This window comes from Streptomyces sp. AMJ-169 (genome assembly GCF_055597585.1).
Genome location: NZ_JBVLTJ010000005.1, coordinates 250897 through 272020, shown reverse-complemented (window position 1 = coordinate 272020; position 21124 = coordinate 250897). Strand labels below are relative to the sequence as shown.

Sequence of the window (21124 nt, the reverse complement as noted above, 5' to 3'; positions counted from 1 at the left end):
GCCACGAATGCGCGGGCGCGACCGGGGGAGGGGGAGGTGGGGGGTGTGATGAGGGTGGGGACGACGGGTCGGAGCAGGGGCGCGCGCCCGGCTGACCGCCGTGAGATGCGCGCACCCCGGTAGCTGTACGCCGGCTACGACCTCGCTGAGCTGCTCAGGATCCTGGGCGCCTCCTGATCTTCGCGCTCAGCCAGACCAGGGGGTCGTACTTGTGGTCGACCGCTCTTTCCTTCAGGGGGATCAGGGCGTTGTCGGTGATGTGGATGCCCTCGGGGCAGACCTCTGTGCAGCATTTGGTGATGTTGCAGTAGCCGAGGCCGTGTTCCTCCTGGGCTGTTCTCTTGCGGTCCAGGCCCGTGGTCTCGGCCGCGTCCAGGGGGTGCATGTCCAGTTCCGCGACGCGCATCAGGAAGCGCGGGCCCGCGAAGGCGGACTTGTTCTCCTCGTGGTCGCGCACCACGTGGCACGTGTCCTGGCAGAGGAAGCACTCGATGCACTTGCGGAACTCCTGCGAGCGGTCGACGTCCTCCTGGAACATGCGGTACTCGCCGGGGCCGAGTTTCTGCGGCGGTACGAACGCCGGTACCTCGCGCGCCTTTTGGTAGTTGAAGCCGACGTCCGTCACGAGGTCCCGCACAACGGGGAAGGCCCGCAAGGGAGTTACCGTGATGGTCTCCGTCCTCTCGAACACCGACATCCGCGTCATGCACATCAGCCGCGGTCTGCCGTTGATCTCCGCCGAGCACGAACCGCACTTGCCCGCCTTGCAGTTCCAGCGGACGGCGAGGTCGGGGACCTGCGTGGACTGGAGCCGGTGGATGATGTCCAGGACCACCTCGCCCTCGTTCACCTCGACCGTGAAATCCTCCAGGTCCCCGCCGCCGGTGTCCCCCCGCCACACCCTGAAGTGGGCCTCGTAGCCGCTCATTCGTACAGCTCCTCTTCGGCGAGGTACTTGACCAGCTCCTCCTTGTCGAAGAGGGCGAGCAGGTCGGGGCGGATGGGGGTGGTGGTCTCGCGGGTCAGGGAGATCTGGTCGCCGGCCGTCAACCCGCCCTCGGGGTCCGTGAGTTGGCAGATCAGGTTCGCGTTGCGCCAGGTGCGTTCCATCGTGGGGTGGTCCTCGCGGGTGTGGCCGCCGCGCGACTCCGTGCGCTCCAGCGCCGCCCTCGCCACGCACTCACTGACCAGCAGCATGTTCCGCAGGTCCAGCGCGAGGTGCCAGCCCGGGTTGAACTGGCGGTGGCCCTCCACCCCGGCCCGCCGCGCCCGTACGCGCAACTCGGCGAGTTTCTCCAGGGCTTGGCGCATCTCGCCCTCGCGGCGGATGATGCCGACCAGGTCGTTCATGGTCTGCTGGAGTTCCTGGTGGAGGGTGTAGGGGTTCTCCGGCGGGGCCGGTGAGGCGGCGGCGCCTGCCGACACGGCGCCTCCCGAAGAAGCCTCCGCGGCAGCCCCCGCCGCAGAGACCGCCGAGACAGCGCCCCCCGCCGGCACAGCCCCCGCCGCCGGCACAGCCCCCGCCGACCCCCCCTCCGCCGAGAACGGCCGCAACGCCTCCACCTCCGCCGCCTCGATCACCCCGTCCCCCACCACCGGCCGCCCCTCGAGATCGTCCACATAGTTCGCCGCGTGCCACCCCGCCCGGCGTCCGAACACCAGCAGATCCGACAGGGAGTTGCCGCCCAGCCGGTTCGAGCCGTGCATGCCGCCGGCGACCTCGCCCGCCGCGAACAGGCCCGGCACCCCCCGCGCCGCCGCCGTGTCCGAGTCGACCGCGATGCCGCCCATGACGTAGTGGCAGGTCGGCCCGACCTCCATCGGCTCGGCGGTGATGTCGACGTCCGCCAGCTCCTTGAACTGGTGGTACATGGACGGCAGCCGGCGCCGGATCACCTCCGCCGGCATCCGGGTCGACACGTCCAGGAAGACCCCGCCGTGCGGGGAGCCCCGGCCCGCCTTGACCTCGGAGTTGATGGCGCGGGCCACCTCGTCGCGGGGGAGCAGTTCGGGCGGGCGCCGGTTGTGGTCGGGGTCGTCGTACCAGCGGTCGCCCTCCTCCTCCGACTCCGCGTACTTCTCCTTGAAGACGTCCGGGACGTAGTCGAACATGAAGCGCCTGCCCTCGGAGTTGCGCAGCACCCCGCCGTCGCCGCGCACCGACTCGGTGACGAGGATGCCCTTCACGGACGGCGGCCAGACCATGCCGGTCGGGTGGAACTGCACGAACTCCATGTTCAGCAGGGGCGCGCCGGCGAGGAGGGCCAGGGCGTGGCCGTCGCCGGTGTACTCCCAGGAGTTGGACGTCACCTTGAACGACTTGCCGATCCCGCCGGTCGCGATCACCACGGCCGGCGCCTCCAGGACGAGGAAGCGGCCCGACTCGCGGTCGTACGCGAAGACGCCCGCCACGCGGCCGTCGGGGGACTTCAACAGCCTTGTCACCGTGTGCTCTTGGAAGACCTTCAGCTGTGACTCGTAGGCGCCGCTCTCGCGGTGGTCCTCCTGTTGCAGGCTGACGATCTTCTGTTGCAGGGTGCGGATCAGCTCCAGGCCGGTGCGGTCGCCGACGTGGGCCAGGCGCGGGTACTCGTGGCCGCCGAAGTTGCGCTGCGAGATACGGCCGTCCTTCGTACGGTCGAAGAGGGCGCCCCACGTCTCCAACTCCCAGACCCTGTCCGGGGCTTCGCGGGCGTGCAGCTCGGCCATCCGCCACTGGTTCAGGAACTTCCCGCCGCGCATCGTGTCGCGGAAGTGGACCTGCCAGTTGTCGCCCGCGTTGACGTTCCCCATCGCCGCCGCGATCCCGCCCTCGGCCATCACCGTATGGGCCTTGCCGAACAGCGACTTGCAGATCACGGCCGTACGGGCGCCCCGCTCGCGCGCCTCGATCGCGGCCCGCAGGCCCGCGCCGCCCGCCCCGATCACGACCACGTCCCATTGCTGGCGCTCGACCACCGACATCAGAAGCCCCCCCTTCTAAAAGAATCGCGGATCACTGAAGACACCGGATGAGACGAGATACACGTAGAAGTCGGCGACCCCCACACTCACCAACGACGCCCAGGCCAGCAGCATGTGACGCTCGTTCAGCTTCCCCACCAGCCGCCACGCCCGGTACCGCACCGGGTGTCTGGAGAAGTGCCGCAGCTTGCCGCCGACGATGTGCCGGCAGGAGTGGCAGGACAGCGTGTACGCCCAGATCAGTGTGATGTTGACGAGGAACACCAGGGAACCCAGGCCCATATGGCCCCAGTTGTAGTGCTCGTCGCGGAACGACAGGACGGTGTCGTAGGTCAGCGTGCAGGCGACCAGCAGCGCCGCGTAGAAGAAGTAGCGGTGCAGGTTCTGGAGGAGCAGCGGGAAGCGGGTCTCGCCGGAGTACCTCGTGTGCGGTTCGGCGACCGCGCAGGCCGGCGGGGACGCCCAGAAGCCGCGGTAGTAGGCCTTGCGGTAGTAGTAGCAGGTCAGCCGGAAGCCCAGCGGGAAGATCAGGATGAGGATCGCGGGCGAGAGGCCCCACCAGCTCCCGAACAGCTCCCAGTTGGGGCCCGAGCGCATCGTCACGCAGTTCTCGGCCAGGCAGGGGGAGTAGAACGGCGACACGTAAGGGGCCGCGTAATAGTGGGAGTCGGCGAAGGCCCGCCAGGTCGAGTAGGCGATGAAGGCCAGCAGGCCGGCGGCGGTCGCGGCCGGGGCCAGCCACCAGCGGTCGGTGCGCAGATGGGGCGCGGCGATGGCGGCGCGGCTCGCGTGCCGGACGCCGCCGCGCGGGGGATGGGATTCCGTACCGGGTTCCGTGTCGGTTGCCAAGGATGACTCCCGTCGGTGGTCAGGGTCGGTGCCGGCTGCCCACTCCCTCGTCGTCCGAGTCCGTCCACAGCGAGCTGTCGTACGGGGTGTCGGGGATGGGGAGCAGGTCGGGGCGGCGGGCGGGCGGGGCCGGGGTGACCTCGCGCAGCAGCGCCAGGCTCTCGCGCAGATGCGTGGCGTCCGCGCGGACGCGGCGCACCTCGAGGACGCCCGGGTCGAGCTGCTTCTCCAGCCGGCCCAGGGCGCGCAGCAGATCCTCCAGGCAGCGCTGGACCGACGTCAGTTCGTCGTGCACGGACATGACGTGACCTCACTTCCGTGGGCCGGCGTGGGCCTGGGGCCGTGTCCGGCGGATCGGGCCGGCGAGGGCCCCGGGCGGTGACGCTCATGCGCCTGCGAGTGTCCCAAGTCACAGCGGGCGCTGGGAAGCGGTGTGCACGGATTGGGTGACACGGGAGGCGTGAGGGGCCGGATCGCGCGCCGGGGTGCGAAGCGCGTTGCGCCGTGCGGGTGGGGTTGCCGGCGATTCGTGTCGTGTCGGACGCGTTCGGGCGGGTGCTTCCTCTTCAGTGGCGGCGTGTAAAGCGCGCTTTACATCCGATCAGGTGTCGATCGGTTCATATGCAGATCGAGGGGCGCCCCCCGTCGGTGCCTCACCGGAGGTACAGAGATGGTCAGCACACGCGCGGTGATGCGCTCGGTCGCCTTCCTCGCCGCGGGCGTGCTCGCGGTCCCCCTGCTCGCCGGCTGCGGCAGCGACAACGACAGCTCCCCCCTCGCCGCCCAGCAGATCGCCAAGGCCGAACGCGCCCAGGTCGCCGACGGCGGCACGCTGCGCTGGGCCGTCGACGCCGTCCCCGACACCTTCAACACCTTCCAGGCCGACGCCGACGCGACCAGCACCCGCGTCGCCCAGGCCGTCCTGCCCGCGATGTACCGCCTCGACGCCGACGGCCGCCCCCGGCGCGACGCCGACTACCTGGAGTCCGCGAAGGTCGTCGGCACCGAACCCAAGCAGGTCGTCCTGTACCGCCTGAACCAGCAGGCCGTCTGGAGCGACGGCCGCGAGATCGGCGCCGCCGACTTCGCCGCCCAGTGGCGCGCCCTCGCCGGCAAGGACAGCGCCTACTGGACCGCCCGCAACGCGGGGTACGACCGCATCGAGAAGGTCGAGCGCGGCGCCAACGACCTGGAGGTCAAGGTCACCTTCGCCCGCCCCTACGCGGACTGGCGCTCCCTGTTCTCCCCGCTGTACCCCAAGGACGTCATGGGCACCCCGGACGCCTTCAACGAGGCCGGCCGGCGCGGCCTGAAGACCACCGCCGGCCCGTTCAAGCTCGCCAAGGTCGACCGCAAGGACGGCTCGGTCCAGCTCACCCGCAACCCCCGCTGGTGGGGCAGGCCCGCCAAGCTCACCGAGATCGTCTTGACCGCCGTCCCCCGCGACAAGCGCGCCGCCGCCCTCGCCGACGGACAGGTCGACCTCGCCGACGTCGACACCGCGCTCGCCGGCCGGATCGACGCCGCCGCCAAGGGCAAGGGCGCCTCCGGTCCGCTCGGCGGCCCCGGCAGCGGCCGTACCGCCGCGAAGGCGCTGCGCTCCTGGGCCGTCGCCCACGGCTCCGACGAGGAGGCCGCCGACGAGGAGACCTACGCCCGCAAGAAGCTCCGTACCGCCATCGCCGTCTGGGACAAGCAGCAGGACGCGCTCAAGGGCTTCGAGGTGCGGCGCTCCCTGGAACCGGCGTACACGCAGCTCGCGCTGAACGGGGAGAGCGGGCCGCTGGCCGACGAGCGGGTGCGCCGGGCCGTCGCCCGCGCCCTGGACCGCACCGAACTCGCGGAGGCCGTCCTCAAGCCGCTCGGCCTGCCGGCCGTCCCCGTCGGCTCGCATCTCGCGCTGTCCGGGCAGGAGGCGTACACCGACAGCAGCGGGGCGCTCGGCGACCAGGACACCGCGGAGGCGCAGGCGCTGCTCACCGACGCGGGGTGGGTCGCCGGGGGGCCGGTCAAGGAGCAGAAGAAGACGGCCGGTTCGCAGGGCGAGCGCACCGAGTCGGAGTCGGAGGGGGGCAGCGACGGGGCGTACATCGTCGGCGAGGACAACAAGGCACCCTCGGACGAGTCCCCCCGCCGCGCCGAGGACGCCAAGCAGTACGCCAAGCAGGGCGGCGCCGCCGGTGCCTACGCGCCCAAGGGGACCGCCGCCCCCGGCGCGAGCGCCCCCGCGCAGGGCGGCAACGCGGCGGCCCTCGCCAAGGACGGCAAGCCGCTGACGCTGAAGTTCGTCGTCCCCTCGGGCCCCGGCTCGGAGTCTTTGCGGGTCGTCGCCGACCGGGTCTCCCGGATGCTTGCGAAGATCGGCATCCGCACGGATGTGACGAAGGTCGCCGACGAGAGCTACTTCAAGGACCACGTCGCCTCCGGCCAGTACGACATGGCCCTGTACTCCTGGCCCGCCTCCGCCTTCCCCGCGACCGACGCCCGCCCGATCTACGCCAAGCCGGTCCCGGCGGCCGACGGCTCCCTGAACGTCGAGCAGAACTACACCCGCGTCGGCACCGACCAGGTCGACCAGCTCTTCGACCAGGCGGTATCGACCCTGGACGGCGACGAGGAGCGCACCCTGATCCGCAAGGCCGACGCCCGGATCTGGGCCGCCGCCGGCTCCATCCCCCTCTACCAGCGCCCCCAGCTGACCGCCGCCCGCAAGGACCTCGCCAACGCCGGCGCCTTCGGTTTCCAGACCCCGGTCTTCGAGGACATGGGGTTCCTGAAGAAGGGCGCGGCGGGGGCGTCGGCGTCGCCCGGCGGGCGCTGAGGGGCCTTTGAGGAGGGGGTCCCCCGGGCCCGGCGAGCCCGCACGCCCGGGGGAACGTAGACTTGGGTGAGGCCGTGGCGTGTCAAGCCCGGCAGGGTCTGTGTCGCAGCAGAGGCCTTCCGCACACTCCAGGAGTACGCCACCCATGGCCACGCGCCACGACATCCGTAATGTCGCCATCGTCGCCCACGTCGACCACGGCAAGACCACCATCGTCGACGGCATGCTGAAGCAGGCCGGCGCCTTCGCCGCGCATCAGCTCGACTCGGTCGACGACCGCATGATGGACTCGAACGACCTGGAGCGTGAGAAGGGCATCACGATCCTGGCGAAGAACACGGCGGTGAAGTACCACCCGAAGGACGGGGGGGACGTCATCACCATCAACATCATCGACACCCCCGGCCACGCCGACTTCGGCGGTGAGGTGGAGCGCGGTCTGTCGATGGTCGACGGCGTGGTCCTGCTCGTCGACGCCTCCGAGGGCCCGCTCCCGCAGACCCGTTTCGTGCTGCGCAAGGCGCTCCAGCAGCGGCTGCCCGTCATCCTGTGCATCAACAAGACGGACCGCCCGGACTCCCGGATCGACGAGGTCGTCAACGAGACCTACGACCTCTTCCTCGACCTCGACGCGGACGAGGAGCAGATCGAGTTCCCGATCGTCTACGCCTGCGGCCGGGACGGCATCGCCTCGCTGACCAAGCCGGAGAACGGCACGGTCCCGACCGACTCCACCAGCCTGGAGCCGTTCTTCTCGACGATCCTCCAGCACATCCCGGCCCCCACGTACGACGAGGCGGCGCCGCTCCAGGCGCACGTCACCAACCTCGACGCCGACAACTTCCTCGGCCGGATCGCGCTGGTCCGCGTGGAGCAGGGCGAGCTGCGCAAGGGCCAGACGGTCGCGTGGATCAAGCGCGACGGCTCGGTCAGCAACGTCCGCATCAGCGAGCTGATGATGACCGAGGCGCTCACCCGCAAGCCGGCCGAGAAGGCGGGCCCCGGTGACATCTGCGCGGTCGCCGGTATCTCGGACATCATGATCGGCGAGACCCTCGCCGACCCCGAGAACCCGGTCCCGCTGCCGCTGATCACGGTCGACGAGCCCGCGATCTCCATGACCATCGGCACCAACACCTCCCCGCTGGTCGGCCGCGGCGGCACCGGCAAGGGCGCCGACAACAAGGCGGCCGTCAAGGACCGCAAGGTCACCGCCCGCCAGGTCAAGGACCGCCTCGACCGCGAGCTGGTCGGCAACGTCTCGCTGCGCGTCCTCGACACCGAGCGCCCCGACGCCTGGGAGGTGCAGGGCCGCGGCGAGCTGGCGCTGGCCATCCTGGTCGAGCAGATGCGCCGCGAGGGCTTCGAGCTGACCATCGGCAAGCCCCAGGTCGTCACGAAGGACGTCGACGGCAAGACGTACGAGCCCGTCGAGCGCATGACGATCGACGTGCCCGAGGAGCACATGGGCGCGGTCACGCAGCTCATGGGTGTCCGCAAGGGCCGGATGGACAACATGTCCAACCACGGCTCGGGCTGGGTGCGCATGGAGTTCGTCGTGCCCTCGCGCGGTCTGATCGGCTTCCGGACCGAGTTCCTGACCCAGACCCGCGGTACCGGCATCGGCCACTCCATCCACGAGGGCTTCGAGCCCTGGTTCGGCACCCTCCAGACCCGTAACAACGGCTCCCTGGTCGCCGACCGCTCCGGTGCCGTCACCGCGTTCGCGATGACCAACCTCCAGGAGCGCGGCGTGCTGTTCACGGAGCCGGGCACCGAGGTGTACGAGGGCATGATCGTCGGCGAGAACTCGCGCTCCGACGACATGGACGTCAACATCACCAAGGAGAAGAAGCTCACGAACATGCGGTCCTCGTCGGCCGACTCGTTCGAGGCGATCGTCCCGCCGCGCAAGCTGTCGCTCGAGCAGTCCCTGGAGTTCTGCCGTGACGACGAGTGCGTCGAGGTGACCCCGGAGGCGGTGCGCATCCGCAAGGTGGCGCTGGACGGGCGCGAGCGCGCCCGGGCCGCCAGCCGGGCCAAGCACGGCTAGTCGCACAGCGCATTGGGCCGGGCCCCCGCCGTCTTGGCGGGGGCCCGGCCCATGTCGTGTGTGCGGCGTGTGTCAGGCGTGTTGCGTGGGGGCGGTGTGAAGGGTGTGGGCTTTAGGGGGACATAGGGAAAACCCTTCATCCTCGCCGGGAAGCCGCACCCGGGCTGTTTTCCCTACTAATCTGCTGGGAGAGCGGGTGCGGGCATGACGCGACGCCCCCCGCACAAGGCGACAGTAAGTCGCAATTGAATTTCTCCTTCGCTGTGTCCGGAATGCGGACAGTCCCCATCGATAGATGTGTAACAAGTCCGTTTCGCAGCGATCTATCTGCAAACCGTTTGTCCGGATTTTGGAAGAAGTACACGCCAGGTGTGATCGAACCGAGACCTTGAGGGTGTGGTTCGGCCACTCCGCATGGCAGATAGTTAGGCGCGTAGAGCTCGGGTCGAGCACATACGGGCGACTGGCCATCTCCGATTTCAGGTATCGGTGATCTGCCACGTGTGCCCCCCTTGCGGTTGAACATCAGGACTCATGAGGAGGAACCCATGCGCGGTGCCAAGAGCGCCAAGTGGGTGGCGATAGCTGCGGTAGTGGCACTGGGCGCGACCGCCTGTGGGGGTGGGAACGACAGCGGCAGCAGCAAGGCCGCGATCGACCCGAACGGCAAGTTCTCCATCGAGGTCGGCGAGCCGGAGAACCCGCTCCAGCCGGCCAACACCATGGAGTCCAACGGCAGCATCGTCATCCGCTCGCTGTTCGCCGGGCTCGTCGACTACGACTCCACGGGCAAGATCACGTACGTGAACGCCCAGTCGGTCGACACCAAGGACAGCAAGACCTTCACGGTCAAGCTCAAGCCGGGCTGGAAGTTCCACGACGGCACCCCGGTCACCGCCGAGTCCTACGTCAAGGCGTGGAACTGGGCCGCCGCCCCCGCCAACAAGCAGACCAACAGCTTCTGGTTCTCGGACATCGCGGGCTACGACCAGGTCGCCCCCGCGACCGGCAAGCCCACGGCCACGAGCCTGTCGGGTCTGAAGGTCGTCGACGACAACACCTTCACGATCACGCTCAGCAAGACGCTGCCGTACTTCGTCTACAAGCTCGGCTACGAGGTCTTCGACCCGCTGCCCGAGTCCTTCTACAAGGACCCGGCCGCCGCGGGGCAGAAGCCGGTCGGCAACGGTCCCTACAAGTTCGTCAGCTGGGACCACAACAAGTCGATCGAGGTCGCCAAGTTCGACGGCTACCAGGGTCCGAACAAGGCGCAGAACGGCGGGGTGATCTTCAAGAACTACTCCAGCCTGGAGACCGCCTACCAGGACCTGAAGTCGAACAACGTCGACGTCCTGCGCCAGGTCGCGCCGAAGGACCTCCCGGTCTACAAGGCCGACCTCGGTGACCGCGCCGTGAGCCAGGCCTACTCCGCGATCCAGTCGATTGCCGTGGCCTTCTACACGAAGCAGTGGAAGGACATCAACCCCAAGGTCCTCCAGGGCCTGTCGATGGCGATCGACCGCGACACGATCACCAAGACCGTCCTCCAGGGCACCCGTGAGCCGGCCACCGGCTGGGTCGCCAAGGGCGTCCTCGGCTACCAGCCGAACGCGGCCGGCGACGTCACCACGTTCAACGCCGCCAAGGCCAAGGAACTGATCAAGGAGGGTGGCGGCGTCCCCGGCAACGCCATCTCCATCCAGTACAACGCCGACGGCGGGCACAAGGACTGGGTCGAGGCGGTCTGCAACTCGATCACCAACGCCACCGGCGTGAAGTGCACCGGCGACTCCAAGCCGGACTTCCAGACCGACCTCCAGGCCCGCAAGGCCAAGCAGGTCAAGTCGCTGTACCGCTCGGGCTGGGTCCTCGACTACCCGATGAACGCCAACTTCATCCGTGACCTGTTCGGCACCAAGTCGGACGGCAACCAGGGTGGCTTCTCCAACCCGACCGTCGACAAGGAGATCGCCGCGGCCGACGCCGCCACGACCCTCGACGAGTCGGTGAAGGACTACCAGGCCATCGAGAAGCAGCTGGCCAACTACATGCCGAGCATCCCGCTCTGGTACTACAAGGTCAACGCCGGCTACTCCGAGAACGTCACCGGTGTGAAGTACGCCCAGGACGGCGACCCCATCCTGACCGGCGTCGAGGTCAAGAAGAAGTAACCACAAGCCCGTTTACCCCGGGGCGCGGTGCACCGCGCCCCGGGTGACGGCAGTGGCTGGGGGGCCCTTTCCACACGCATCATCCACGGGTGCGCGAGGAAAGGGCCCGCCTGCGCTGCCGTGATCGACATGGAGGCACGATGGGGCGCTACGTCGCACGACGACTGCTCCAGATGATCCCGGTGTTCATCGGGACAACCCTGCTGATCTTCCTGATGGTCTACGCCCTGCCCGGTGACCCCGTGGCGGGCCTCTTCGGCGACAAGGGCGGCAGCCCTCAGGTCATCGCCTCGCTGAGACACGAGTACGGACTCGACCAGCCCATCATGGTGCAGTACTGGCACTACATGCGGGACATGATCCTGCACGCCGACTTCGGCACCCAGATAGCGAGCGGACGCGCCGTGACCGACGTCCTCGGCGACGCCTTCCCGGTGACGCTGCGGCTGGCCGGACTCGCCTTCGCCATCGAGGCCGTCCTCGGTCTCGCGCTCGGCGTCCTCGCCGGACTGCGCGCCGGCCGGCTCACCGACAACAGCATCCTGCTCGTCTCGCTGCTGCTGATCTCGGTCCCCGTCTTCGTCCTCGGCTTCATCCTCCAGATGGTCTTCGCCGACCAGCTGGGCTGGGTCGCGCCGAGCGTCAACGACGACACCGACCTCAGCCAGTTCATCCTGCCCGCGGTGGTCCTCGGCACGACCTCGCTCGCCTACGTCACCCGGCTCACCCGCACCTCCATCGCGGAGAACCTGCGCGCCGACTACATCCGTACGGCGATCGCCAAGGGACTGCCGCGCCGCCGCGTCGTCGGCGTCCACCTGATGCGCAACTCGCTGATCCCGGTCATCACCTTCCTCGGCACCGACCTCGGCGCGCTCATGGGCGGCGCCGTCGTCACCGAGCGCATCTTCAACCTGCACGGTGTCGGCGGCACCATCGCCGAGGCGATCACCCGCCGTGAAGGCACCACCCTGGTCGGCCTGGTGACCATCCTGGTCCTCGTCTACCTCGTCGCCAGCCTGATCGTCGACCTGCTCTACGCGGTCCTGGACCCGAGGATTCGTTATGCCTGACGTGACCAAGACCGCTCCCGAGAGCACCGTCGAGGACACGGCCCCCGCCCCGGCGGCGGCAGTGGCGGCGAAGCCCGAGAAGGCCCGCAGCCTGTGGGGCGACGCCTGGGCCGACCTGCGGCGCAGCCCGATCTTCATCATCTCCGGCGTGCTGATCCTCTTCCTGCTGACGATCACCTTCTTCCCGGGCTGGTTCACCGGCACCGACCCCAACCTCGGTGACCTGACCAAGCACTACCTGCAAAAACCCAAGCTCGGCCAGATAGCCACCGCCGACTGGCTCGGCTACGACCAGCAGGGCCGCAGCGTCTACGCCCGCGTCATCTACGGCACCCGCGCCTCCGTGGCCGTCGGCTTCGGCACGACGATCCTCGTCACGGTCGTCGGCGGGCTCGTCGGCATGATCGCCGGCTACTTCGGCGGCATCGTCGACACCATCCTGTCCCGGCTCACCGACGTGTTCTTCGGCATCCCGTTCCTGCTGGGCACGATGGTCGCGCTGAACTCCTTCACCAACCGCACCGCCTGGGTCGTCATCGGCGCGCTCGGCTTCTTCGGCTGGACCCAGATCGCCCGCGTCATGCGCGGCGCGGTCATCACCACCAAGCAGGCCGACTACGTCCAGGCCGCCAAGGCCCTGGGCGCCGGCACCCCGCGCATCATGTTCCGGCACATCCTGCCGAACACCCTCGCCCCCGTCATCGTCGTCGCCACCATCTCGCTGGGCGCCTACATCGGCGCCGAGGCCACGCTGTCCTACCTGGGCCTCGGCCTCAACGGCGTGTCCTGGGGCAACGACATCTCCGACGGCGGCAACCAGATCCGCGTCGCGCAGTGGATCATGCTCTACCCGTCGATCATGCTCAGCATCACGGTGCTGGCGTTCATCATGCTCGGTGAGGCCGTTCGCAACGCCCTCGACCCGAAGATGCGCTGAGGGAGGCGTACGTGACCGTCATCGAAGAAGTATCCGTGCCCTCGCCGCGTGAGGGCGACAGCGGCCCGCTGCTCGAAGTCCGCGACCTCCACGTCGAGTTCAAGACCCGCGAAGGCGTCGTCAGAGCCGTCAACGGGGTCAACTACAGCGTCAGCGCCGGTGAGACGCTCGCCGTGCTCGGTGAGTCCGGGTCCGGGAAGTCCGTCACCGCGCAGGCCATCATGGGCATCCTCGACATGCCCCCGGCGAGCATCCCGCAGGGCGAGATCCTCTTCCGCGGCCAGGACATGCTGAAGATGTCCGGCGACGAGCGCCGCAAGCTGCGCGGCAGCAAGATCGCCATGATCTTCCAGGACGCGCTGTCCTCGCTGAACCCGGTGCTCACCGTCGGCTACCAGCTCGGCGAGATGTTCCGCGTCCACCAGGGCCTGTCCAAGAAGGACGCCAAGGCCAAGGCGATCGAGCTGATGGACCGGGTGAAGATCCCGGCCGCCGCCGCCCGCGTCAACGACTACCCCCACCAGTTCTCCGGGGGTATGCGCCAGCGCATCATGATCGCCATGGCGCTCGCCCTGGAACCGGACCTCATCATCGCCGACGAGCCCACCACGGCCCTCGACGTCACCGTCCAGGCCCAGGTCATGGACCTCCTCGCCGAGCTCCAGCGCGAGTACAACATGGGGCTCATCCTCATCACCCACGACCTCGGCGTCGTCGCCGACGTCGCCGACGAGATCGCGGTGATGTACGCGGGCCGCATCGTCGAGCGCGCCCCCGTCGGCGAGCTCTACAAGCGCCCCGCCCACCCCTACACCCGGGGTCTGCTGGACTCGATCCCGCGCCTGGACCAGAAGGGCCAGGAGCTCTACGCGATCAAGGGCCTGCCGCCCAACCTGCTGCGCGTCCCCACCGGCTGCGCCTTCAACCCGCGCTGCCCCAAGGCCCAGGACATCTGCCGCGAGACCGTGCCGCCGCTGGCGCCGGTCACCGAGCAGGACGGCACCGACCTCGCCGGCCGCGCCTCGGCCTGCCACTTCTGGAAGGAGACACTCCATGGCTGAGCCCGCCAAGAAGGACGACCAGCGGGACGCCACGCCCAACGTCTCCGAGGTCGACGTCGTCGCCGCGGCCACCGAGGACGAGGCCGTCAGCGCCATCGAGGCACCCGTCGAGCGCGGGGAGCCGATTTTGCAGGTCCGCAATCTGCAAAAGCACTTCCCGCTCACCCAGGGCATCCTCTTCAAGCGGCAGATCGGCGCCGTCAAGGCCGTCGACGGCGTCTCCTTCGACCTGCACCAGGGCGAGACCCTCGGCATCGTCGGCGAGTCCGGCTGCGGCAAGTCGACCGTCGCCAAGCTCCTGATGAACCTGGAGCGGGCCACCGCCGGCGAGATCTTCTACAAGGGCCAGGACATCACCAAGCTGTCCGGGCGCGCGCTGAAGGCCGTCCGCCGCAACATCCAGATGGTGTTCCAGGACCCCTACACGTCCCTGAACCCCCGGATGACCGTCGGCGACATCATCGGGGAGCCGTTCGACATCCACCCCGAGGTGGCCCCCAAGGGCGACCGCCGCCGCAAGGTCCAGGAACTCCTCGACGTCGTCGGCCTCAACCCCGAGTACATCAACCGCTACCCGCACCAGTTCTCGGGCGGCCAGCGCCAGCGCATCGGCATCGCGCGCGGACTGGCCCTCAACCCCGAGATCATCATCTGCGACGAGCCGGTCTCCGCCCTGGACGTCTCCGTCCAGGCGCAGGTCATCAACCTGATGGCGCGCTTGCAGGACGAGTTCAACCTGTCCTACATCTTCATCGCGCACGACCTGTCGATCGTCCGGCACATCTCGGACCGCGTGGGCGTGATGTACCTCGGCAAGCTGGCCGAGATCGGCACGGACGAGCAGATCTACGAGCACCCGACGCACCCCTACACCCAGGCGCTGCTGTCGGCGGTCCCGGTCCCCGACCCGGACGCCCGCGCGAACCGCGACCGGATCATCCTCACCGGCGACGTCCCGTCCCCGGCCAACCCCCCCTCCGGCTGCCGCTTCCGCACCCGCTGCTGGAAGGCCCAGGACAAGTGCGCGGAGGAGGTCCCCCTCCTGGCGATCCCCGAACGCTTCAAGGACCAGGACACTCCGGCGGCGCACGAGTCGGCGTGCCACTTCGCAGAGGAGAAGGACGTCGTGCACGCGGCGTAGCTTCTTGGTCCACAGTTCCCGGCACCTGAGGGTTGGGTGCCGGGAACCGGTGTTTTCAGGGGCTCGAAGCGGAGTTGTAGTGGCAGGCCACCCCGTCCCCCGTCAGTACCGGCAGCTCCTCCCCCCGGCATCTCCCCGCCACCCCCGCCCGTTCCGCCTCCCCGTTCAGCAACACCGGGCAGCGGGGCTGGAAGCGGCAGCCTGGGGGGATGTGGGACGGGTCCGGGGGTTCGCCGGTCAGGATCGTCGGTGGGGTCGGGGATTCTGGGAGGACCGACAACAGGGCCTGTGTGTACGGGTGTTGAGGTGCCGTCAGGACTTGTTCCACCGGGCCCGTCTCGACGATCCTGCCCAGGTACATCACCGCCACCCGGTCCGCGATGTTCCACGCCAGGCCCAGGTCATGGGTCACCACCAGCGCCGCCAGGCCCAACTCCCGGCGCAGGCGCAGCAGCAGGGCCAGGATCTCGCCCCGCACCGACGCGTCCAGCGACGCCACCGGCTCGTCGGCCACCAGAAGCTCCGGCTCCAGGACCAACGCCCCCGCGATCACCACCCGTTGCCGCTGCCCCCCGGACAACTCATGCGGATAGCGCAGGAAGAAACGTTCAGGAGGCCGCAGCCCCGCCCGCGCCAACGCCTCCGCGACAGCGGCCCGCTCGTCCCCGCCGCAGCCATGGATCCGCAGCCCCTCCGCCACCGCGTCGTACACCGTGTGCCGCGGATTCAGCGAACCGCTGGGGTCCTGAAGGATCAACTGGGCTTTGCGGCGGTAGGACTTGAGGGCACGGGAGGTGTACGACAGAGGGGTGCCGGCGAAGGACACCGTGCCCTCCGCCGGGGGCACCAGGCCCAGCAGGGCGCGCGCCAACGTCGTCTTGCCGCAGCCCGATTCGCCTACGAGGGCCAGGATCTCGCCCGCGTGGACGGTCAACTCCACCCCGTCCACCGCCCGCACGGGAGGTCCGCCCCGGCGGCCGGGGAACGTCACCCTCAACTGCTCGGCGCTCAGCAGCGTCAGCTCACGTGGACGCACGCCGCCCTCCTCTCCCGCCCTGCCGCGCGCAGGAGTTGGTCCTGTACCGCGCAGCTGCTCAGAGCCACCTCGCAGCGGGGGTGGAACGCACAGCCCGCCGGCAGATCCGACGGGTCCGGGGGATCGCCGGGCAGCCCCCTCGGGGTGAAGCGGGACGCCGGGTCACCCACGCGCGGGAACGCCGAGGACAGGGCCTTGGCGTAGGGATGGCGGGCGGCCTCGTACACCTCGCGGGCCGGGCCCTCCTCGACCACGCGGCCCGCGTACATCACCGCGAGCCGGTCACAGGTCTCCGCGAGCACCGCCAGATCATGGCTGATCATGATGAGGCTCAGGTCCTCCCGGTCCACCAACTCCCCGATCAGACGCAGGATTTGAGCCTGGACCATCACATCCAGCGCGGTCGTCGGCTCGTCCGCGACGATCAGGCCGGGACCGCACGCCAGCGCCATCGCGATCATCACCCGCTGCCGCTGCCCCCCGGACAGCTCATGCGGATACGCCCGCCCCCGCACCCCCGGCAGCCCCACCTGCTCCAGCAGCTCACCCGCCCTGCGCCGGGCGGCAGTTGAGGTCGCCCCGCTGTGCAGAACGATCGGCTCGGCGATCTGGTCCGCCACCCGGTGCACCGGGTTCAGCGCGTGCATCGCCCCCTGGAACACCACCGCCGCCCCCGCCCACCGCACCGCCCGCAGCCGCCCCCACCGCATCCCCAGCACGTCCTCCCCGTCCAGCAGCACCCGCCCCGACACCCGCGCCTCGGCCGGCAGCAACCGCAGCAGCGCCAGCGCCAGACTCGACTTCCCGCACCCCGACTCCCCGGCGATCCCCATCCTCTGACTCTCCGTCAGATCGAGGTCGACCCCGCGCACGGCCGCCGCGCCCCCGGGATACGTCACCGTCAGCCCCCGCACCTCCAGCGCACTCAACTCCCCACCCCCAGCCGGGGGTTCAGCACCGACTCCACGGCCCGCCCGCACAGCGTGAACGCCAGCGCGACCCCCGCGACGGCGATCCCCGGCGGCACGAGATACCACCAGTCCCCGGCACTCACCGCCCCCGCCTCCCGCGCGTCCTGGAGAAGTCCGCCCCAGGACACCACAGTTGGGTCCCCGAGCCCGAGGAACGCGAGCGTCGCCTCGGCGAGGATCGACGACGACACCATCAGCGTCGTCTGCGCCAGCACCAGCGGCATCACGTTCGGCAGCACATGCCGGACCATGATGTGCCGATGCCCCCCGCCCAGCGCCGTCGCCCGCTCGATGTACGGCCGCGCCTGGACCGCGAGCGTCTGCGCCCGCACCAGCCGGGCCGTCGTGGGCCAGGACGTCACCCCGATCGCGAGGACCATCGTCCCCAGCGAACGCGACATCACCGTCGCCAGCGCCGTCGCCAGCACCAGCGTCGGCATCACCAGGAACCAGTCCGTCACCCGCATCACGACTGTCGCGTACACCCCCCGGAAATGCCCGGCGGTCACCCCGACGAGCGCCCCGATCGCCACCGACAGCACCGCCGCCAACAGCCCCACCAGCAACGACACCCGCGCCCCCCACACCACGAGCCCGAGCAGATCCCGCCCGTACCGGTCGGTCCCCAGCCAGAACTCCCCGCCCGGCGGCTCCAACGGCCGCCCCGGCGCCCGGACCACACTCGTCACATCGGCCCCGACGAACAACGGCGCCCCCACCGCGACCACCGCGAACCCGGCCAGCGCCACGAGCCCGGCGACCCCCGCCCGATGCGCTCGGTACGACCGCCAGAAACGGCCCGCGCTCAGCCGCCGGCGCTGCCAGGCCAGCGAACCGCTCATCGCGCCGCCACCCTCGGATCGAGCAGCGGATAGACCAGGTCGGCCACCGTGTTCATGATGATCACCGCCGAGGCGAAGAAGAGGAACAGGCCCTGTACGAGCGGCAGATCGGGGACGGACAGCGCCTGGTAGAACAGCCCGCCCAGGCCCGGCCAGGAGAACACGGTCTCCACGAGGATCACGCCCGCGACCGTCCGGCCCAGGTTCACGAAGACCAGAGTCACCGTCGGCAGAAGGGCGTTGGGCACGGCGTGCCGCCGCCGCACCAGCGCGTCCCGCAGCCCCTTCGCCCGCGCCGTCGTCAGATAGTCCGCACCCATCTCGTCCAGCAGCGCCGACCGCGTCACCAGCAGCGTCTGCCCGTACTCGACGGCGACCAGCGTGACGACCGGCAGGACGAGGTGATGGGCGACGTCGACGGCGTACGCGAAGCCGCTCTCGCCGCCCGACTCCATCCCGCCCGTCGGGAACAGCCCCGGGACCGGGCCCGCGCCCACCGCGAAGACGACGATCAGCAGCAGGCCCAGCCAGAACGACGGGACCGAGTAAAGGGTCAGCGCCAGACCGGTGTTGAGGCGGTCGGCCACACTCCCGTGCCGCCACGCCGAGCGGGTGCCCAGCACGACCCCGAGGGCGGTGTACAGGACGAAGGCCGTTCCGGTGAGCAGGAGGGTGTTCGGGAGGGCTTCGGAGATCTTGTCGACGACCGGGGCGCGGAACTGGTACGACGTGCCGAGATCCCCGGTGAGCGCCTTGCCGCAGTAGTCGGTGAACTGCTGCCAGAGGGGGAGATCGAGGCCGAACTCCTTGCGGTACTGGGCCAGTTGCTCCGACGACACCGGCCGGCCGCCGGTCATCGTCTTCACCGGGTCGCCGGGGATGAGCCGGAACAGGAAGAAGGCGGTCACCAGGACGGCGAGGAGGGAGACGAGGGCGCCGGTCAACTTGGTGGCGCCGTAGCGGAGATAGCGGATCGCCGCCGGGCGGGAAGTCGCCTCGGCGGAAGCCTTGCCGGGCTCTCCGGGCGAACTCTCTTGAGGGGAAGCCTCTTTGGAGGACCCCTCTTTGGGGGCAGCCGCCTCGGTCACTCCCTGTCCTCCGCGTTCGCCCGTCGCCGCAGCCCCGCGAACACCCCGGCGCCGAGCAGCAGGACGACCAGGGCGGTGATGCCGACGAGGACGCCGGCCGAAGTCCCCGACGAGGAGCCCTTGTCGGCCGCCGCCGGTACCGCCGACCACCAGCTCCAGTAGCCGTCCTGCCCGAAGATGTTCCCCGCCGCCCTCGGCATCGTCTCGATCGCCGCGATCCGGTCCGTGCGGTACGCCTCCACGGCGTCGGGGTACGCCATGACGTTCATGTAGCCGAGGTCGTACAGCCGTGACTCCATCTGCTTGACCAGAGCGGCGCGTTTCGCCGGGTCGTACTCGGCCGACTGGCGGGCGTACAGGGCGTCGTACTGCCTGTCGCAGATGAAGTTGTCGGTCGACGCCGTCTCCTTCGGGGTCGCGGGGAGGGCCGCGCAGGTGTGGATCGACAGGACGAAGTCGGGGTCGGGGTTCACCGACCAGCCGTCGAAGGCGAGGTCGTAGCGGCCGGCCAGCCAGGGGTCGCTGACGTTGTCCAGGCACTCCAGGCTGGCCCCGATGCCGAGTTGGGCCCACCACTCCTTGAGGTACTGGCCGACCGCCTTGTCGTTGGGGTCGGTTGCGTGGCAGAGGATGCGGTAGGAGAGCGGTCTGCCGTCTTTTCCGGTGCGTCGGCCGTCCGCGTTCTTCTTGTAGCCCGCCTCGTCGAGGAGTTGGGCCGCGCGTTGGGGGTCGTACGTACGTTTCTGGGCCGCCGTCGGCTTCCAGAAGTACGGGGCGAAGCGGGGCGGGAGGTAGCCCTCGCCCTCCACCGCGTGGCCCTGGAACACCTTGTCGATCAGGGCGGTTCGGTCCACCGCGCGGAACAGGGCCTCGCGGACGCGGGGGTCCTGGAGGGACGGGGAGCCGTCGCCGAAGCGGGTGCCGTCCTTGGCGCGGGCACCCGGGTTGACGGCCAGGGCGTAGAAGCGGCGGCCGGGGGCGTCGTTGACCTTGATGTGCGCGCGGCCGTCGAGGGCGTTCGCCTGGGCCGGGGTGAGGCCGTAGACGAAGTCGACCTCGCCCTTCTGGAGCGCCGCCACCGCCGCGTCGCCGTCCTTGTAGTAGCGGAACAGCAGCTCGTCGAACTTCGGGGCGCCGCGCCAGAAGTCCTTGTTCGCCTTGAGGCGGACGTAGCTGTCGGGCTTGAAGTCCGTGAGGACGTACGGGCCGTCGCCGACCACCGGGAACTTCTTGTCGTTGTTGAACGACGAGAAGTCGCCGACCTTCTCCCAGACGTGCTTCGGGACGATGGGGACGTCCAGGGCGGTCATCGTCGCCTGCGGCCGCTTCAGGCGGATCACCAGCCGCGTCGGGCTCGGAGCCGTCGCCTGCGCGAAGTCGGCGACGAAACTGCCGTTCGCCGCAGCCGCCTTCGGGTCCTTCATCATCTTCGTGAACGTCCAGGCCGCGTCCTCGGCGGTGACCTTCTCGCCGTCCGACCAGGTCGCGTCCGCGCGGATCGTGTACGTCCAGGTCAGCTTGTCGGGGGAGGCGGACCACGCCGTCGCCAGGCCCGGGACCGGGTGGGCGTCGCCGGGGTCGTAGTCCGTCAGGTACTCGTACATCAGCCGCAGGACGCTCGTACTGGTCAGGCGGGTGGCGAGGAAGGGGCTGAGGGAGTCGACGCTCTGGGCGACGGCGGCGGTGAGGGTGGTGCCGGCGGTGCCGGCGGTGTCGGCGGCCTGGGCCTGTGGCGCTGTGGGGAGCAGTGCGGCTGTGGGGAGCAGCGCTGTGGGCAGGGCCAGGGCGAGCGCGCGTAAGCAGAACCGTCTGATCGTCTTCACAGGACCTCGCTCACCCGGGGGGACCGCCTGTCGGAGGGTGTCTACCAGGGGCGCGGTGAAGCCGTCAACGGGCCGCGCACCCCATGTGGCCTGCGGAAACACACCGATCATCGGATCGTCATACCTCATTGGTCTCTACCGTTGACGCCTCCCAGGTGGGGCCCTGACGGCCCGTAATCCCTCAGGTGTACGGGCTGTCGTCCCGCAGATGGGCGCGCCGAATGTGCCGTATGGCCGGAGGGTAGCGATATTGGCCGGTAACGGATCATTGCGCAGGGCGGCTGGCACAGCGGC

At 69.6% G+C, this 21124-nt stretch carries 16 protein-coding genes; 7 read left to right on the top strand and 9 right to left on the bottom strand.

Annotated features, from left to right (window positions below; all coding sequences use genetic code 11):
• Window positions 1-154: 154 nt before the first annotated feature.
• The 4 genes from ACYUD3_RS14540 to ACYUD3_RS14525 are packed head-to-tail and all read right to left on the bottom strand — an operon-like array spanning window position 155 to window position 4114.
• Window positions 155-928: a succinate dehydrogenase/fumarate reductase iron-sulfur subunit gene (locus ACYUD3_RS14540; protein WP_470969063.1), complete on the bottom strand. Its 774-nt coding sequence runs from the start codon at window positions 926-928 to the stop codon at window positions 155-157.
• Window positions 925-2964, bottom strand: coding sequence for a fumarate reductase/succinate dehydrogenase flavoprotein subunit (locus tag ACYUD3_RS14535; RefSeq protein WP_470969061.1), 2040 nt, complete (start codon window positions 2962-2964; stop codon window positions 925-927). The genes ACYUD3_RS14540 and ACYUD3_RS14535 overlap by 4 nt, the downstream gene beginning before the upstream one ends.
• 15 nt (window positions 2965-2979) lie before the next feature.
• On the bottom strand, window positions 2980-3813 hold the full coding sequence (locus ACYUD3_RS14530) for a hypothetical protein (protein WP_470969059.1): 834 nt from the start codon (window positions 3811-3813) through the stop codon (window positions 2980-2982).
• Window positions 3814-3832: 19 nt separating this feature from the next.
• Window positions 3833-4114, bottom strand: coding sequence for a hypothetical protein (locus tag ACYUD3_RS14525; protein ID WP_470969056.1), 282 nt, complete (start codon window positions 4112-4114; stop codon window positions 3833-3835).
• A gap of 369 nt (window positions 4115-4483) precedes the next feature.
• Between ACYUD3_RS14525 and ACYUD3_RS14520 the strand changes: the two genes are divergently transcribed.
• The 7 genes from ACYUD3_RS14520 to ACYUD3_RS14490 all read left to right on the top strand — a co-directional run bounded on the left by ACYUD3_RS14520 (window position 4484) and on the right by ACYUD3_RS14490 (window position 15070).
• Window positions 4484-6634 carry an ABC transporter family substrate-binding protein gene (locus ACYUD3_RS14520; protein WP_470969054.1) on the top strand — a complete coding sequence of 717 codons (2151 nt, stop codon included), beginning with the start codon at window positions 4484-4486 and terminating at the stop codon, window positions 6632-6634.
• A gap of 145 nt (window positions 6635-6779) precedes the next feature.
• The gene (gene typA / locus ACYUD3_RS14515) at window positions 6780-8687 is read left to right on the top strand and encodes a translational GTPase TypA (RefSeq protein WP_470969052.1); all 1908 of its coding nucleotides are present in this window, start codon (window positions 6780-6782) and stop codon (window positions 8685-8687) included.
• A 548-nt stretch (window positions 8688-9235) separates the two neighbouring features.
• Complete coding sequence (locus ACYUD3_RS14510; protein WP_470969049.1) at window positions 9236-10858, top strand: peptide ABC transporter substrate-binding protein; 1623 nt, start codon at window positions 9236-9238, stop codon at window positions 10856-10858.
• Between the two features lie 140 nt (window positions 10859-10998).
• Window positions 10999-11931, top strand: coding sequence for an ABC transporter permease (locus tag ACYUD3_RS14505; RefSeq protein ID WP_470969046.1), 933 nt, complete (start codon window positions 10999-11001; stop codon window positions 11929-11931).
• On the top strand, window positions 11924-12868 hold the full coding sequence (locus tag ACYUD3_RS14500; protein WP_470969044.1) for an ABC transporter permease: 945 nt from the start codon (window positions 11924-11926) through the stop codon (window positions 12866-12868). The genes ACYUD3_RS14505 and ACYUD3_RS14500 overlap by 8 nt, the downstream gene beginning before the upstream one ends.
• Before the next feature lie 11 nt (window positions 12869-12879).
• The gene (locus ACYUD3_RS14495) at window positions 12880-13929 is read left to right on the top strand and encodes an ABC transporter ATP-binding protein (protein ID WP_470969042.1); all 1050 of its coding nucleotides are present in this window, start codon (window positions 12880-12882) and stop codon (window positions 13927-13929) included.
• Entirely contained in the window at window positions 13922-15070 is a 1149-nt protein-coding gene (locus tag ACYUD3_RS14490; RefSeq protein ID WP_470969039.1) for an ABC transporter ATP-binding protein, read from the top strand. Before ACYUD3_RS14495 ends, ACYUD3_RS14490 begins: the two co-directional genes overlap by 8 nt.
• A 55-nt stretch (window positions 15071-15125) precedes the next feature.
• On the opposite strand, the gene ACYUD3_RS14485 is transcribed toward ACYUD3_RS14490, so the two are convergent.
• From ACYUD3_RS14485 to ACYUD3_RS14465, 5 genes are all read right to left on the bottom strand, one after another.
• Window positions 15126-16106 (bottom strand): ABC transporter ATP-binding protein, encoded by a 981-nt coding sequence (locus tag ACYUD3_RS14485; protein ID WP_470969037.1) that lies wholly within the window; start codon window positions 16104-16106, stop codon window positions 15126-15128.
• Window positions 16088-17035 carry an ABC transporter ATP-binding protein gene (locus ACYUD3_RS14480; protein ID WP_470969035.1) on the bottom strand — a complete coding sequence of 316 codons (948 nt, stop codon included), beginning with the start codon at window positions 17033-17035 and terminating at the stop codon, window positions 16088-16090. The genes ACYUD3_RS14485 and ACYUD3_RS14480 overlap by 19 nt, the downstream gene beginning before the upstream one ends.
• Window positions 17032-17919 (bottom strand): ABC transporter permease, encoded by an 888-nt coding sequence (locus ACYUD3_RS14475; RefSeq protein WP_470969032.1) that lies wholly within the window; start codon window positions 17917-17919, stop codon window positions 17032-17034. Before ACYUD3_RS14475 ends, ACYUD3_RS14480 begins: the two co-directional genes overlap by 4 nt.
• Window positions 17916-18893, bottom strand: coding sequence for an ABC transporter permease (locus ACYUD3_RS14470; RefSeq protein WP_470969787.1), 978 nt, complete (start codon window positions 18891-18893; stop codon window positions 17916-17918). Before ACYUD3_RS14470 ends, ACYUD3_RS14475 begins: the two co-directional genes overlap by 4 nt.
• 110 nt (window positions 18894-19003) lie before the next feature.
• A complete protein-coding gene (locus ACYUD3_RS14465; protein ID WP_470969029.1) occupies window positions 19004-20941 on the bottom strand; it encodes an ABC transporter substrate-binding protein in 1938 nt (645 codons plus the stop codon).
• Between the last annotated feature and the right edge of the window lie 183 nt (window positions 20942-21124).

Excerpts from the sequence above, each read along its gene's own strand:
- ACYUD3_RS14475 (WP_470969032.1), bottom strand. The coding sequence starts at position 17,919 with ATGAGCGGTTCGCTGGCCTGGCAGCGCCGGCGGCTGAGCGCGGGCCGT.
- ACYUD3_RS14500 (WP_470969044.1), top strand. The coding sequence starts at position 11,924 with ATGCCTGACGTGACCAAGACCGCTCCCGAGAGCACCGTCGAGGACACG.
- typA (WP_470969052.1), top strand. The coding sequence starts at position 6,780 with ATGGCCACGCGCCACGACATCCGTAATGTCGCCATCGTCGCCCACGTC.
- ACYUD3_RS14490 (WP_470969039.1), top strand. The coding sequence starts at position 13,922 with ATGGCTGAGCCCGCCAAGAAGGACGACCAGCGGGACGCCACGCCCAAC.
- ACYUD3_RS14540 (WP_470969063.1), bottom strand. The coding sequence starts at position 928 with ATGAGCGGCTACGAGGCCCACTTCAGGGTGTGGCGGGGGGACACCGGC.
- ACYUD3_RS14520 (WP_470969054.1), top strand. The coding sequence starts at position 4,484 with ATGGTCAGCACACGCGCGGTGATGCGCTCGGTCGCCTTCCTCGCCGCG.
- ACYUD3_RS14465 (WP_470969029.1), bottom strand. The coding sequence starts at position 20,941 with ATGATCGGTGTGTTTCCGCAGGCCACATGGGGTGCGCGGCCCGTTGAC.
- ACYUD3_RS14510 (WP_470969049.1), top strand. The coding sequence starts at position 9,236 with ATGCGCGGTGCCAAGAGCGCCAAGTGGGTGGCGATAGCTGCGGTAGTG.
- ACYUD3_RS14525 (WP_470969056.1), bottom strand. The coding sequence starts at position 4,114 with ATGTCCGTGCACGACGAACTGACGTCGGTCCAGCGCTGCCTGGAGGAT.
- ACYUD3_RS14535 (WP_470969061.1), bottom strand. The coding sequence starts at position 2,964 with ATGTCGGTGGTCGAGCGCCAGCAATGGGACGTGGTCGTGATCGGGGCG.
- ACYUD3_RS14505 (WP_470969046.1), top strand. The coding sequence starts at position 10,999 with ATGGGGCGCTACGTCGCACGACGACTGCTCCAGATGATCCCGGTGTTC.